Source organism: Variovorax sp. efr-133-TYG-130, assembly GCF_030208835.1.
Classification (GTDB): domain Bacteria; phylum Pseudomonadota; class Gammaproteobacteria; order Burkholderiales; family Burkholderiaceae_C; genus Variovorax.
Genome location: NZ_JARVTD010000022.1, coordinates 93,455 through 105,914, shown reverse-complemented (window position 1 = coordinate 105,914; position 12,460 = coordinate 93,455). Strand labels below are relative to the sequence as shown.

Genomic DNA, 12,460 nt, shown 5'->3' with positions numbered 1-12,460 from the left:
GAAGGCGGCCGCACCGTGGGTTCGGGCGTCGTTGCCAAGATCCTCGACATCTAAGCCGGACGCAAAGGAATCACCATGGCAACCAAGCAAAAAATCCGCATCCGCCTGAAGGCATTCGACTACAAGCTGATCGACCAATCGGCAGCCGAAATCGTTGACACCGCCAAGCGTACCGGTGCGATCGTCAAGGGCCCCGTGCCCCTGCCGACCCGCATGAAGCGTTTCGACATCCTGCGTTCGCCGCACGTCAACAAGACGTCGCGCGACCAGCTGGAAATCCGCACGCACCAGCGCCTGATGGACATCGTCGACCCGACCGACAAGACCGTGGACGCGCTGATGAAGCTCGACCTGCCGGCCGGCGTGGACGTCGAGATCAAGCTGCAGTAAGAAGAAGCACGACACTCGTCGTGTTTTCAGCAAGGCCCGCCCGCAGAAATGCAGGCGGGCTTTGTGCTTTTCTGCCCAGATATGGCATCCTCGCGCGGCGGCAACTCCGGCGTATCGACCGGAGGCTGAAACGAGGGCAGCACCAGTCATGAACTACAAGTTCTCTTATGCGTTTGCGTCGGCATGCGTTGCAACGGCGTTGCTGGCTGGCTGCGGCGGCGGTGGAGGAGGGGGAGGCGGTGGCGTGGGCGTGTTGCCTTTTCTGCCGCCGGTGAGCGCGGGTCCAGTTACCCTGACAGGCACGGCCACCTACGAATCCGTTCCCAATCCGAACGGCAACCTCGTGTATGCATCCACGTCCGTCAAGCCTGTGCGAGGCGCGTCGCTGGAGGTGGTCGATGCCGCCACTTCTGCGCAACTCGCGGTCGCCACGACCGACGACAACGGCGCCTATTCGGTGAGCGTGCCGGCGAATTCAACCGTGATCGTGCGCGTGAGGGCCCAGTTGACCCGCACCGCACCCGGCGCGGCCTGGGATGTCAGCGTGCGCGACAACACCCAGGGCAACGCCTTGTATTCGATGCAGACGGCGGCGTTCTCGTCGGGCACTGCGTCATCGACCCGTGACCTGCGGGCGGCAACCGGCTGGGACGGTTCCAGGTATGCCTCGCAGCGTGTGGCGGCGCCCTTTGCAATCCTCGACACGGTCTACACGGCAATGCAGAAGGTGCTGTCGGTCGCGCCTGCCACGTCTTTCCCGTCGTTGCGCGTGTACTGGAGCCCCAACAACGCACCATCGCCCGGCAATCCGGCGCTGGGCCAGATCACCACCACCTACTTCGTCAGCAAGAGCACCGGCCGCGAGATCTACGTGTTGGGCAAGGAAGGCGTCGACACCGACGAATTCGACTCGCCGGTGATCGCGCACGAATGGGGGCACTACTACCAGTCGTCGTTCAGCCGCGACGACTCGCCGGGCGGGGAGCATTCGGGCAGTGACCGGGTCGACCGCCGGCTGGCGTTCTCGGAAGGGTGGGGCAATGCCTGGTCGGGCATTGCGCTGGACCGAAGCACCTATGTGGATTCCCGCGGACCCGGCCAGGCGACCGATTCCATATCGGTGGACCTGAGGGCCGGTCCATCGACCAATCCCGGCTGGTACCGGGAGGTTTCGATCCAGTCCATTCTCTGGAACCTGAACCAGCAGGTCGGATTCAAGCCGATCAACGACGCGATGACGAGCTTCCAGTTCCGCAGTGCGACGCCCGTCACGTCGATCCACCTGTTCTCCTCGGTGTTCAATGCGGTCGCCCCGGGGAGCGCGCCCGCGCTGAAAACCCTGCTCGCGGGGCAGGGCATCACGTCCACCGATGCCTACGGCGTCGGTGAAACGAGCGATGACAGTGCTGCCGCCACGCCGGTTCCCGGCGTGCTGCCTTTGTACACGCCCGTGGCGGTCGGCGTTCTGGCGTCCAACGTTGCCTGCATCTCCAACGTGGCAGGTACCGTCAACAAGCTCGGCAACATTTCGTACCTTGCCTTCAATGCACCTGCGAGCCGCGACTACACGATCCAGCTCACCGGAGGGAGCGGCCTGCCGAACTTCGACCTCTTCAAGGGCGGATTGATCGCGAGAAGCAGCAACAAGGTCAGCCTGGGCGCCGGTGACTACGTTCTTGCGGTGCGCGACGATGCGCCGGTGTCCGGCGCGAACAATCTGCCGCCAAGGTGTTTCTCCGTTCTCGTTCAATAGGAAGGCTCGCCATGAACATCCGCACCCATTCGACGATGGCGCTGGCATGGCTTGCGCTGGCAACGGCGTCGGCGCCAGCCCTGGCCGACGGCATGCCGGGCTCGCGAGGCGCCAGGCAGCCGGCGGCCCAGCCCGTGGTCACCGCGTCCAGAAAGTCCAACGACTCCGGCGTCACGTTGCAGTACCAATTCAGCGGCAATCCCCAGGTGGGCAAGCCGACGGCCATCACCCTCCAGTTCGATGGCGTCACCAGCCCCGACGGCGCGACCGTGCGCCTGAGCCCGGACGCCGGGCTGACGTTGTCGGGCAGCAACACGCTGACTTTGTCGCCAGGCGCACGTACCAGCGCCACCGTCACGGTGGTGAGCGACCGCGAAGGCATCGCCTATCTGAACGTCTTCATCGCGCAGGGCAACGCGCGCAGCGCCGTTTCCATTCCTGTGCAGACCGGCTCGGATGCGCCTTCCATGAAGCCGGCGGGCGAGGTGAAGGCCGTGCCCGGCGGCGAAAAGATCATCTCGCTGCCCGCTCAATAAGCGGGAAACCTGCGCTCGAGGCCCTGAACAAGGGGCCTGAGCGGCCGCTTGCATGGCCTGCGCATCGCGGGCTATAATCGCTGGCTCTGCCCTTGTTGCGTCCGCAAGGCGCCATGCGGGCAGGGATTTATCAACCTTCTTCCGTAGCCGGAGAAATCTGGCAAACGCTGTTGCCAATTGAAGTGGCAGTGGCGGAAGAGGATTTCCATTTTTGGAGAAAACATATGAGTCTGAGCAACTCCCTCGGGTTGCTGGGCCGCAAGGTGGGGATGATGCGTCTCTTCACCGATGACGGGGACGCAGTTCCTGTCACGGTGGTGGATGTGTCCAACAACCGTGTGACCCAGATCAAGTCCCAAGAGACCGATGGCTACGTCGCCCTGCAAGTGACGTTCGGTTCGCGCAAAGCATCGCGCGTGACCAAGCCCGAAGCCGGCCACCTCGCCAAGGCGGGTGTCGAAGCAGGCGAAATCATCCAGGAATTCCGCGTTACCGCCGATACCGCAGGTCAGCACAAGGCTGGCGGCGTGATCGCCGTGAACAGCGTTTTCACCGTGGGCCAGAAGGTGGACGTGCAAGGCACCTCCATCGGCAAGGGCTACGCTGGCACGATCAAGCGTCACAACATGAGCTCGCAACGCGCGTCGCACGGTAACAGCCGTTCGCACAACGTTCCCGGCTCGATCGGTATGGCACAAGACCCCGGTCGCGTGTTCCCCGGCAAGCGCATGACGGGCCACCTCGGCGACGTCACCCGCACGACGCAAAACCTCGACGTGTTCCGCATCGACGAAGCACGCCAACTGCTGCTCATCAAGGGCGCGATCCCGGGTTCGAAGGGTGGCTTCGTCACCGTGCGTCCCGCCATCAAGGCCAAGCCGCAAGCGGCTGAAGGAGCGAAGTAATGCAACTCGAACTCCTGAACGAACAAGGCCAGGCCGCGTCGAAGTACGACGCCCCCGAGACCGTGTTCGGCCGTGACTACAACGAAGACCTGGTCCACCAGATCGTCGTTGCATTCCAGGCCAACGCCCGCCAAGGCACGCGCGCCCAGAAGGACCGCGAACAGGTCAAGCACTCGACCAAGAAGCCTTTCAAGCAAAAGGGAACGGGCCGCGCCCGCGCCGGTATGACGTCCTCGCCGCTGTGGCGCGGGGGTGGTCGCATCTTCCCGAACATGCCTGACGAAAACTTCTCGCAGAAGATCAACAAGAAGATGTACCGCGCCGGCATGGCGTCCATCTTCTCGCAACTCGCTCGCGAAGGCCGTCTGGCCGTGGTCGACTCGATCAAGGTCGATTCGCCCAAGACCAAGCCGCTGGCTGCCCGTTTCAAGGCGATGAATCTCGAGTCCGTGCTCGTGATCGCCGAAGAAGTCGACGAAAACCTGTACCTTGCCTCGCGCAATCTGGTGAACGTTCTCGTGGTCGAACCCCGCTACGCCGATCCGGTGTCGCTGGTTCACTACAAGAAGGTGCTGGTCACCAAGGGTGCCGTCGACAAGCTCAAGGAGATGTTCGCATGAGCCGCGTGAACCCTACCGCCGCTGAACGTACGTTCGAAGAAGGCCGCCTGATGGCGGTGCTGGTCGCTCCGATCGTGTCCGAAAAGGCCACGATGGTCGGCGAGAAGTCGAACGCTGTCACTTTCAAGGTGCTGCAAGACGCCACCAAGCCCGAGATCAAGGCCGCTGTCGAACTGATGTTCAAGGTCGAAGTCCAGGGCGTGTCGGTGCTCAACACCAAGGGCAAGACCAAGCGCTTTGGCAAGTCCATCGGCCGCCGCGACAACGTGCGCAAGGCCTATGTGACCCTGAAGCCGGGTCAAGAGCTCAACCTCGTCGGGGAAGGCGCTTAATCATGGCCGTCATCAAGATGAAACCCACTTCGCCGGGCCAACGCGGCGCGGTGAAGATCTCGCGTGACCACCTGTTCAAGGGTGCTCCTCACGCTCCCCTGCTGGAACCCCAGTTCCAGAAGGCCGGCCGTAACAACAACGGTCACATCACGATCCGTCATCGTGGCGGCGGTGCCAAGCACCACTACCGCGTCGTCGACTTCGTGCGCAACAAGGACGGCATCCCGGCCAAGGTCGAACGCATCGAATACGACCCGAACCGTACCGCCCACATCGCTCTGGTCTGCTACGCCGACGGCGAGCGCCGCTACATCATCGCCCCGCGCGGTCTGGAAGCCGGTGCAACGCTGCTGTCGGGCTCCGAAGCGCCGATCCGCGCCGGCAACACCCTGCCGATCCGCAACATCCCGGTCGGCTCGACGATCCACTGCATCGAACTGCAACCCGGCAAGGGCGCGCAGATCGCTCGTTCGGCCGGTACCTCGGCCACGCTGCTGGCCCGTGAAGGCGTCTACGCCCAGGTCCGCATGCGTTCGGGCGAAGTCCGCCGCATTCACATCGAATGCCGCGCGACCATCGGTGAAGTTGCCAACGAAGAACACAGCCTGCGCCAGCTCGGCAAGGCCGGTGTGAAGCGTCACATGGGTATTCGCCCGACCGTTCGCGGCGTGGTGATGAACCCGGTCGACCACCCGCACGGTGGTGGCGAAGGCAAGACTGGCGAAGGCCGCCATCCTGTCGACCCATGGGGCAACCTGACCAAGGGCTATCGCACCCGTAACAACAAGCGCACGCAGGTCTTCATCGTGTCGCGTCGCAAGAAGTAAGGGATAGCCAATGACTCGCTCTCTCAAAAAGGGTCCTTTCGTCGACCACCACCTCGTGGCCAAGGCCGACAAGGCCGTGACGACCAAGGACAAGAAGCCGATCAAGACCTGGTCGCGCCGCTCGATGGTTCTGCCCGAGTTCATCGGTCTGACCATCGCCGTGCACAACGGCAAGCAACACGTGCCCGTGTACATCACCGACCAGATGGTCGGCCACAAGCTCGGCGAATTTGCGCTCACGCGTACGTTCAAGGGGCACCCCGCGGACAAAAAAGTCCAGAAGAAGTAAGGAACGACCATGTCTGAAACACGTGCAGTCCTCCGCGGTGTCCGCCTGTCGGTCGACAAGGGCCGTCTGGTCGCTGACCTGATCCGCGGCAAGAAGGTCGATCAAGCGCTCAACGTTCTGCAGTTCACGCAGAAGAAGGCCGCTGTGATCATCAAGAAGGTGCTGGAGTCGGCTATCGCCAACGCCGAGCACAACGACGGTGCCGACATCGACGAGCTGAAGGTCAAGACCATCTACGTCGAGCAAGGTGCAACGCTCAAGCGCTTCACCGCGCGGGCCAAGGGTCGCGGCAATCGCATCAGCAAGCCCACGTGCCATGTGTACGTGACGGTTGGCAACTAAGAAGGCCTGGAAGAAATATGGGACAGAAAATCCACCCAACCGGGTTCCGCCTTGCGGTTACCCGTAACTGGTCCAGCCGCTGGTACGCAAGCGACCGCGATTTCGCGGGCATGCTGGCCGAAGACATCAAGGTTCGCGAATACCTGAAGAAGAAGCTGAAGAACGCTTCGGTGTCGCGCGTCATGATCGAACGTCCCGCCAAGAACGCACGCATCACGATCTACTCGGCACGTCCGGGCGTCGTGATCGGCAAGAAGGGCGAAGACATCGAGAACCTCAAGCGCGAACTGGGCAAGCAGCTCGGCGTGCCGGTTGCGGTCAACATCGAAGAAGTGCGCAAGCCCGAAATCGATGCGCAGCTGATCGCCGACAGCATCACGCAGCAGCTCGAAAAGCGGATCATGTTCCGCCGCGCCATGAAGCGCGCCATGCAGAACGCCATGCGTCTGGGTGCCCTGGGCATCAAGATCATGTCGGCTGGCCGCCTGAACGGCATCGAAATCGCTCGTACCGAGTGGTACCGCGAAGGCCGCGTGCCGCTTCACACCCTGCGCGCCGACATCGACTACGGCACCTCGGAAGCCAAGACCACCTACGGCGTCATCGGCGTCAAGGTCTGGGTCTACAAGGGCGACACGCTGGGTCGTAACGACCTGCCGGCCGTCGAAACGCCGCGTCCCGAAGAAGAACGTCGTCCGCGCGGTCCGCGCCGTGACGGTCGCCCTGGCGACCGTCCGGGTGGCGACCGTCGTGGTCCCGGCCCCCGTGCCGGCGGCCGCGGCCCGATCGGTGGCAACACCGCTCCGGCCGATGGCAGCGACAAGCCCGCAGAAGCAACCGGCGGTGCCGGTGCAGACTCGAAACCCGCCGTTAAGCGCGTCCGCAAAGCCGCGCCCGCTGCAGCAGCGGACGGTGCCAAGACCGAGTAATCGGTCGCTCCCGGGCACGCAAGTGCCTGGGGCCCTCACGGAGTAATAAAACATGCTGCAACCTGCACGCAGAAAGTTCCGCAAGGAACAAAAGGGCCGCAACACCGGCATCGCAACCACGGGTAACTCGGTTGCGTTCGGTGACTTCGGTCTCAAATGCACCGACCGCGGCCGCCTCACGGCGCGCCAGATCGAAGCCGCTCGTCGCGCGATTTCGCGTCACGTGAAGCGCGGTGGCCGTATCTGGATCCGCGTGTTCCCGGACAAGCCGATCTCGACCAAGCCCGCAGAAGTGCGGATGGGTAACGGTAAGGGCAACCCCGAGTACTACGTCGCTGAAATCCAGCCTGGCAAGATCGTGTTCGAGATCGTCGGCGTGCCCGAAGAACTCGCCCGCGAAGCGTTCCGCCTGGCCGCCGCCAAGCTTCCGCTGCGTACGACTTTCGTCGCTCGCCAGCTCGGCGCCTGAGAGGAGAACACTTATGGCAACCCGTAAGAAGAAAGAAACCGCGGCTCCGGCCAAGGTGACGAAGGCCGCAACCCTGCGCACGAAGGACGTCGCAGGCCTGCAAGCCGAAATCAAGGATCTGCAGAAGGCCCATTTCGGCCTGCGTATGCAGAAGGCCACGCAACAGCTGTCGAACACCTCGACGCTGCGCGTGACGCGTCGCGACATCGCACGCGCCAAGACCATTCTTGCGCAGAAGCAGCAAGAAACCCAAGCCGCCAAGTAAGGAGTGAACATGACGGAAGCTAAAAAATCCCTCAAGCGCACCTTGATCGGCAAGGTGGTCAGCGACAAGCGTGCCAAGACCGTGACCGTGCTGGTCGAGCGCCGTGTGAAGCACGAGCTCTACGGCAAGATCGTGGCCAAGACGAGCAAGTACCACGCCCATGACGAAAAGGGCGAGTACAAGCTGGGCGACACCATCGAGATCACGGAAAGCCGTCCGATCTCGAAGACCAAGAACTGGGTCGTGACCCGTCTGGTCGAGAAGGCCGTCCTGGTCTGATCAATCATTGGTGCCCCCTGGGGCAACCAATCCGGAAACGGCCCACAATGTGGGCCGTTTTTCTTTTTCTGGAGCACATCGAATGATCAAAGTCGGCGACACCCTTCCCGCGGCCACCCTGCAGGAATATTCCGAAGTCGAGGGCGAGGGCTGCAGCATCGGCCCGAACGCCGTGGACGTGGCCAAGGCTTCGGCCGGCAAGACCATCGCGCTGTTCGCGCTGCCGGGCGCCTTCACGCCCACCTGCTCGGCCAAGCACGTGCCGGGCTACGTGCAGCACTTCGACGACTTCAAGGCTGCCGGCGTGGACGAGATCTGGTGCGTGAGCGTGAACGATGCTTTCGTGATGGGCGCCTGGGCGCGCGACCAGAAGACCGGCGCCAAGGTGCGCATGCTGGCCGACGGCAGCGCCGATTTCGCCAAGGCCACCGGCCTCACGCTCGACCTGACCGGCCGCGGCATGGGTCTGCGCAGCAACCGTTATTCGATGCTCGTGAAGGACGGCAAGGTCGCGACGCTGAACGTCGAAGCGCCCGGCAAGTTCGAAGTGAGCAACGCCGAGACCCTGCTGGCGCAAGCCCGCGGCTGATCCGGCTAGAGATCCACCTTCAGGTAGTGGGCCCCGGCGACGGGGTTGTGATAGTAGGGCGGCACCTCCGCGAAGCCCAGGTCTTCGTAGAGGGCCCGCGCCGACTCCATGTCGTCGAGGGTGTCGAGCAGCACGCAGCCGTAGCCAGAGCTGCGCGCGGCATCGAGGATCGCCTCGGCCAGCTGCCGGCCCAGGCCCAGTCCGCGGAAACCGGGGCGCACATACAGGCGCTTCATCTCGGCCGCGTTGGCGTAGTCCGCGCTGTCCAGCGGACGCAGCGCGCAGCATCCCGCCACGTGCGCCAGCGTGCCGTCGGCGCGTTTCAGGGTCGGCGCCTGGCGGCCGGCGTCTTCCTTCACGTTGACCGGATCGACCAGCGCCAGCAGCAGCGTGCCGCGCGGCTCGGCATATTCGCCCGGCAGGCCGGCCAGTTCGCCTTCGAAATCCTGGAAGTCGAGGTCGATGCCGAGCGAGTTCGCATAGTCGCGGAAGATCGCGCGTACGGCATCGATCTCGTGCGCCTCCTCGGGCGTCAGCAGCACGACGGCGGGCATGGCCGCCAGCGGCAGTGGGCGTGAAACGGAAAAGCTCATATGCGCAACGAAGAAATCCAGTAAGCCACGCCCGCGCAGAGCGCGAACACCACGAGGGCAAACGCGCGCGAGGCCGCATCGTCGCGGCTCGGTGCGACATTGCCGCCGGCGCCGGCGCCGGCGGCGATCAGCTTGTCGCCCGTCACCATCGGCCGCACCAGCCGGTGCCGCTTGACGAGTGCATGGAACAGCACGGCCAGCACGTGCAGGCTCGCGAGCGCGATCACGATCCATTTGCCCCAGGCCTTGTGCCAGCTCGTGGCCAGGCTCACCGTCTCGCTCGAGACAAAGCGCGTGAGCGGTCCGGAGGCCGAAATCTCGTCATCTGCCGTCAGGCCGGTTGCCACCTGGAGCGCAAGGATGGCCAGCACGGCGAAAACCGACAGGGCGCCCAGCGGGTTGTGCCCGATCAGATGGTCCGGATGAGCCTTCCCGCGCAGATAGGCGACCACGGAGCCTGGCCCGTAGACGAAGGCCGCGAAGCGCGACCAGCGCCCGCCGACGAAGCCCCAGGCCAGCCGGAAAAGCAGCAGCGCGAGCACCGCGTAGCCCAGGCGGAAGTGCCATTCCATGATGCCGTTCAGGCCGGTGCCGATCAGGCCGATCACGGCAATGGCCAGCGCCCAGTGGAAAAGGCGCGTCGGCAGGTCCCAGACCCGGGTGGCCGTGCCGGTGCCGAAGGCCGTTCGAGGGGCGGCCACGGAGGAGTCGGTCATCGAAGGAGGCGCGGAGGGCGCAATGCTGCGGAAGGCGCAGATTAGCAAAGTCCGGACCCTCATTCGCTTCGGGTTGTTGCTATGAGCCCGGCGCCGGCGCGACCTACACTCGCGCCGCGCCGCGCCAGACGGCGTTTCCCAACGAGGAGCCCCGATGACCCGATTCGCTTCGTTCGCCGTTGCAGCCGCCTGCGCTGCGATGTCCCTGCCCGCCGCGGCCCAGTTCGCCAAGCCCGAGGACGCCATCAAGTACCGCCAGAGCGGGCTGTTCGTGATGAGCCAGCATTTCAGCCGTCTCGGCGCCATGGCCAACGGCCGTGCGCCCTACGACGCCGCCATGGCCGCCGCCAACGCCGAAGTGGTCGCCGACATGGCGAAGCTGCCCTGGGCGGCCTTCGGCCCCGGCACCGAGGGCGGCAAGGCCAGGCCCGACGTGTGGAAGGAAGACGCCAAGTTCAAGGAACGTCAGCAGAAGCTGGTCGAAGAGACCGGCAAGCTGCTGGTCGCAGCCAAGGCCGGCAACATCGACGCGCTGAAGACCCAGTTCGGCCCGACCGCCGCGAGCTGCAAGGCGTGCCACGACAGCTTCCGCAACCAGTAAAAACAAAAGGCGCTCCTCGGAGCGCCTTTTTCTTGTTGCCGGCCGAAGGATCAGGCTTCGGCCAGGAGTTTCTCGATCAGCTTGTGCAGCTCGGCGAAATCGGGCTCGCCCACATAGCGCTTCACGATCTCGCCGCGCTTGTTGACCAGGTAGGTGGTCGGCGTGAGCTTCACGTCGCCCCAGGCCTGCGCCACGCTGCCGGTGTTGTCGATCGCCACCTTGAACGGCAGCTTGCGCGTTTCGGCGAAATTGACGACGTAGCTCGGCGGGTCGTAGCTCATGGCCACTGCCAGCGTGTCGTAGCCCCGGGCCTTGTATTTGTCGTAGGTGGCGATGACCTTGGGCATCTCGCCGACGCAGGTCACGCAGCTCGTGGCCCAGAAGTTGACCAGCGTGACCTTGCCCTTCAGGTCGGCCGTGCTCTTTTTCGAGCCGTCGAGCAGCACGAAGGTCGAGGCCGGGGCGGCGGTGGCGCCGGAGCCGAGGTACACGCCCACGCCGGTGGCCAATGCGATGACGACGGCGGCAGCGGCGATGTATTTTTTCATGGCAGCGTAGAGAGGAGGGCGGCGCGATTTTAGTTCCGCCCGCCCGATCGTGCTTGCGAAGCCCCGCCGGCCCCGGGCGGCTCGATAATCGCTCCCCCATGCCGTCGTCGCCCTTTCCATCTTCCTGGCTTGCGTTGATCGCGGCGGCCCTGCTCGCCGCCTGCAGCCCCACCTTCAACTGGCGCGACGTGCCGGTCGGCGACGCCGGGCTGATCGCGATGCTGCCCTGCAAGGCCGACAAGGCGAACCGTGCCGTGCCGCTCGGTGCCGAATCGGTGCAGGTCGACATGACGGGCTGCGAAGCCGGCGGCGCGACTTTCGCCATCGCGCACGCTTCGGCCAGCGGGCCGGCGCAGGCCGAAGCCTGGCTCAATGCGTGGCGCACCGCCACCCGCGCCCAGCTCGGCGGCATGCAGGTGACCGAAACCAGCGCCAGCGTGCAGCGCGCGACCGCCGTGCCGCCGCCGCTGCGGCTGGATGCCCGACCGGCGCAGGCCGGCGCGCCCGTGCAGGTGCTGTGGTTCGCCCAATCGCAGAAAGACGGCACCGTGGCGCTCTACCAGGCCACCGTGCTCGGCAAGCCGTCCGCGGCCGATGCCTCGCAAACCTTCTTCGAAGGCCTGCGCCTCCCGTGAAGCGAGGCTGCTATTGTTTTGATAGCCGCGCGTGCCGCTCGCCCTGGGGCGGCACTGTCCGGTTTGCCGCGCTGCCGCGTTGTGTCATATATCTACATCCACTGGGCGCCCCCGCATAATCGGCGCGTCGTCCTCCGTCCCGCATGAACAGCATCCTCATCATCGCCCACTCACCGTTCGCACATGCGCTGCGGCAGTGCGCGCTGCATGTGTTCCCAGATTGCGAGCAGGCCATCGTCGCGCTCGACGTGTTGCCCAACGTGTCGCCCGAAGAAACGCTGGCCGCCGCGCGCATCACGCTCGCTCAGCAGCTGCACGCGCCCCGCGCGCAGGTGCTGGTGCTGGCCGACGTGTTCGGCGCCACGCCCTGCAACGTGGCGCAGAAGCTGGTGGACGGCGTCCGGTCGCGGCTGGTGGCGGGGGTCAATCTCCCGATGCTGCTGCGCGCCGTCACCTACCGGCACGAACCGCTCGAGACTCTGGTGCAACGGGCCCTGGCCGGCGGCACCGCGGGTGTCATGCAGGTGGCGGCGGCCGCTCCCCAGAACCAGGCGAAGAGAAAGCACAGTGATCAAGAAATCCGTGACCATCAGCAATAAGCTGGGCCTGCATGCACGCGCATCGGCCAAGTTGACCAAGCTCGCAGGCAGCTTTCCCTGCGAGGTCTGGCTCTCGCGCGGCGACCGCCGCATCAATGCCAAGAGCATCATGGGCGTCATGATGCTGGCCGCCGGGCTCGGCTCCACCGTGGAGCTCGAAACCAACGGCCCGCAGGAAGAAGAAGCGATGAACGCCATCGTCCATCTCATGGACGACAAGTTCGGCGAAGGCGAATAAGGACT

At 64.7% G+C, this 12,460-nt stretch carries 21 protein-coding genes; 18 read left to right on the top strand and 3 right to left on the bottom strand.

Translation table 11 applies throughout. The annotated features are described in order from the left end of the window. The first annotated feature begins 75 nt into the window (after positions 1–75). From rpsJ to QRN67_RS19475, 14 genes are all read left to right on the top strand, one after another. On the top strand, positions 76–390 hold the full coding sequence (gene rpsJ, locus QRN67_RS19540; RefSeq protein WP_007838118.1) for a 30S ribosomal protein S10: 315 nt from the start codon (positions 76–78) through the stop codon (positions 388–390). A gap of 148 nt (positions 391–538) precedes the next feature. Next, the gene (locus QRN67_RS19535) at positions 539–2,143 is read left to right on the top strand and encodes a hypothetical protein (protein ID WP_285413184.1); all 1,605 of its coding nucleotides are present in this window, start codon (positions 539–541) and stop codon (positions 2,141–2,143) included. 11 nt (positions 2,144–2,154) lie between these two features. Further along, positions 2,155–2,679, top strand: a complete 525-nt coding sequence (locus QRN67_RS19530; protein ID WP_285413183.1) for a hypothetical protein — start codon at positions 2,155–2,157, stop codon at positions 2,677–2,679. Positions 2,680–2,903: 224 nt separating this feature from the next. After that, on the top strand, positions 2,904–3,584 hold the full coding sequence (rplC, locus tag QRN67_RS19525) for a 50S ribosomal protein L3 (protein WP_081266124.1): 681 nt from the start codon (positions 2,904–2,906) through the stop codon (positions 3,582–3,584). Further along, on the top strand, positions 3,584–4,204 hold the full coding sequence (rplD, locus tag QRN67_RS19520) for a 50S ribosomal protein L4 (protein WP_081266125.1): 621 nt from the start codon (positions 3,584–3,586) through the stop codon (positions 4,202–4,204). The genes rplC and rplD overlap by 1 nt, the downstream gene beginning before the upstream one ends. Further along, positions 4,201–4,536, top strand: coding sequence for a 50S ribosomal protein L23 (rplW, locus tag QRN67_RS19515; RefSeq protein ID WP_007838129.1), 336 nt, complete (start codon positions 4,201–4,203; stop codon positions 4,534–4,536). Before rplD ends, rplW begins: the two co-directional genes overlap by 4 nt. 2 nt (positions 4,537–4,538) lie before the next feature. Next, complete coding sequence (gene rplB, locus QRN67_RS19510) at positions 4,539–5,363, top strand: 50S ribosomal protein L2 (RefSeq protein ID WP_015867666.1); 825 nt, start codon at positions 4,539–4,541, stop codon at positions 5,361–5,363. Positions 5,364–5,373: 10 nt separating this feature from the next. Next, positions 5,374–5,652, top strand: coding sequence for a 30S ribosomal protein S19 (gene rpsS, locus QRN67_RS19505; protein ID WP_007838132.1), 279 nt, complete (start codon positions 5,374–5,376; stop codon positions 5,650–5,652). 9 nt (positions 5,653–5,661) lie between these two features. Continuing rightward, positions 5,662–5,994, top strand: coding sequence for a 50S ribosomal protein L22 (gene rplV, locus QRN67_RS19500; protein WP_007838134.1), 333 nt, complete (start codon positions 5,662–5,664; stop codon positions 5,992–5,994). Positions 5,995–6,011: 17 nt separating this feature from the next. Next, entirely contained in the window at positions 6,012–6,923 is a 912-nt protein-coding gene (rpsC, locus tag QRN67_RS19495) for a 30S ribosomal protein S3 (RefSeq protein ID WP_081266126.1), read from the top strand. Between the two features lie 52 nt (positions 6,924–6,975). Further along, complete coding sequence (gene rplP / locus QRN67_RS19490; RefSeq protein ID WP_007838137.1) at positions 6,976–7,392, top strand: 50S ribosomal protein L16; 417 nt, start codon at positions 6,976–6,978, stop codon at positions 7,390–7,392. Positions 7,393–7,447: 55 nt separating this feature from the next. Beyond that, the gene (gene rpmC / locus QRN67_RS19485) at positions 7,448–7,657 is read left to right on the top strand and encodes a 50S ribosomal protein L29 (RefSeq protein ID WP_026284221.1); all 210 of its coding nucleotides are present in this window, start codon (positions 7,448–7,450) and stop codon (positions 7,655–7,657) included. Positions 7,658–7,666: 9 nt separating this feature from the next. Then, a complete protein-coding gene (gene rpsQ, locus QRN67_RS19480; protein ID WP_015867662.1) occupies positions 7,667–7,936 on the top strand; it encodes a 30S ribosomal protein S17 in 270 nt (89 codons plus the stop codon). Positions 7,937–8,018: 82 nt separating this feature from the next. Further along, positions 8,019–8,525: a peroxiredoxin gene (locus QRN67_RS19475; RefSeq protein ID WP_081266127.1), complete on the top strand. Its 507-nt coding sequence runs from the start codon at positions 8,019–8,021 to the stop codon at positions 8,523–8,525. A 5-nt stretch (positions 8,526–8,530) separates the two neighbouring features. Here QRN67_RS19475 and QRN67_RS19470 read toward each other — a convergent pair whose 3' ends face one another. Together QRN67_RS19470 and QRN67_RS19465 are read right to left on the bottom strand one after the other, a co-directional pair. After that, positions 8,531–9,118 (bottom strand): GNAT family N-acetyltransferase, encoded by a 588-nt coding sequence (locus QRN67_RS19470; RefSeq protein WP_106936580.1) that lies wholly within the window; start codon positions 9,116–9,118, stop codon positions 8,531–8,533. Further along, positions 9,115–9,834, bottom strand: a complete 720-nt coding sequence (locus QRN67_RS19465; RefSeq protein ID WP_285413179.1) for a cytochrome b/b6 domain-containing protein — start codon at positions 9,832–9,834, stop codon at positions 9,115–9,117. The genes QRN67_RS19470 and QRN67_RS19465 overlap by 4 nt, the downstream gene beginning before the upstream one ends. Positions 9,835–9,988: 154 nt before the next feature. Between QRN67_RS19465 and QRN67_RS19460 the strand changes: the two genes are divergently transcribed. Further along, complete coding sequence (locus QRN67_RS19460; RefSeq protein WP_106936582.1) at positions 9,989–10,435, top strand: c-type cytochrome; 447 nt, start codon at positions 9,989–9,991, stop codon at positions 10,433–10,435. Between the two features lie 50 nt (positions 10,436–10,485). On the opposite strand, the gene QRN67_RS19455 is transcribed toward QRN67_RS19460, so the two are convergent. Next, positions 10,486–10,983, bottom strand: coding sequence for a TlpA family protein disulfide reductase (locus QRN67_RS19455; RefSeq protein ID WP_081266131.1), 498 nt, complete (start codon positions 10,981–10,983; stop codon positions 10,486–10,488). Between the two features lie 98 nt (positions 10,984–11,081). Here QRN67_RS19455 and QRN67_RS19450 point away from each other — a divergent pair, with 98 nt between their 5' ends. From QRN67_RS19450 to QRN67_RS19440, 3 genes are all read left to right on the top strand, one after another. Further along, complete coding sequence (locus tag QRN67_RS19450; RefSeq protein WP_285413178.1) at positions 11,082–11,618, top strand: hypothetical protein; 537 nt, start codon at positions 11,082–11,084, stop codon at positions 11,616–11,618. Positions 11,619–11,761: 143 nt separating this feature from the next. Further along, positions 11,762–12,217, top strand: coding sequence for a PTS sugar transporter subunit IIA (locus QRN67_RS19445; protein ID WP_081266133.1), 456 nt, complete (start codon positions 11,762–11,764; stop codon positions 12,215–12,217). Beyond that, a complete protein-coding gene (locus QRN67_RS19440; protein ID WP_081266134.1) occupies positions 12,186–12,455 on the top strand; it encodes an HPr family phosphocarrier protein in 270 nt (89 codons plus the stop codon). Before QRN67_RS19445 ends, QRN67_RS19440 begins: the two co-directional genes overlap by 32 nt. The last annotated feature ends 5 nt before the right edge of the window (positions 12,456–12,460 follow it).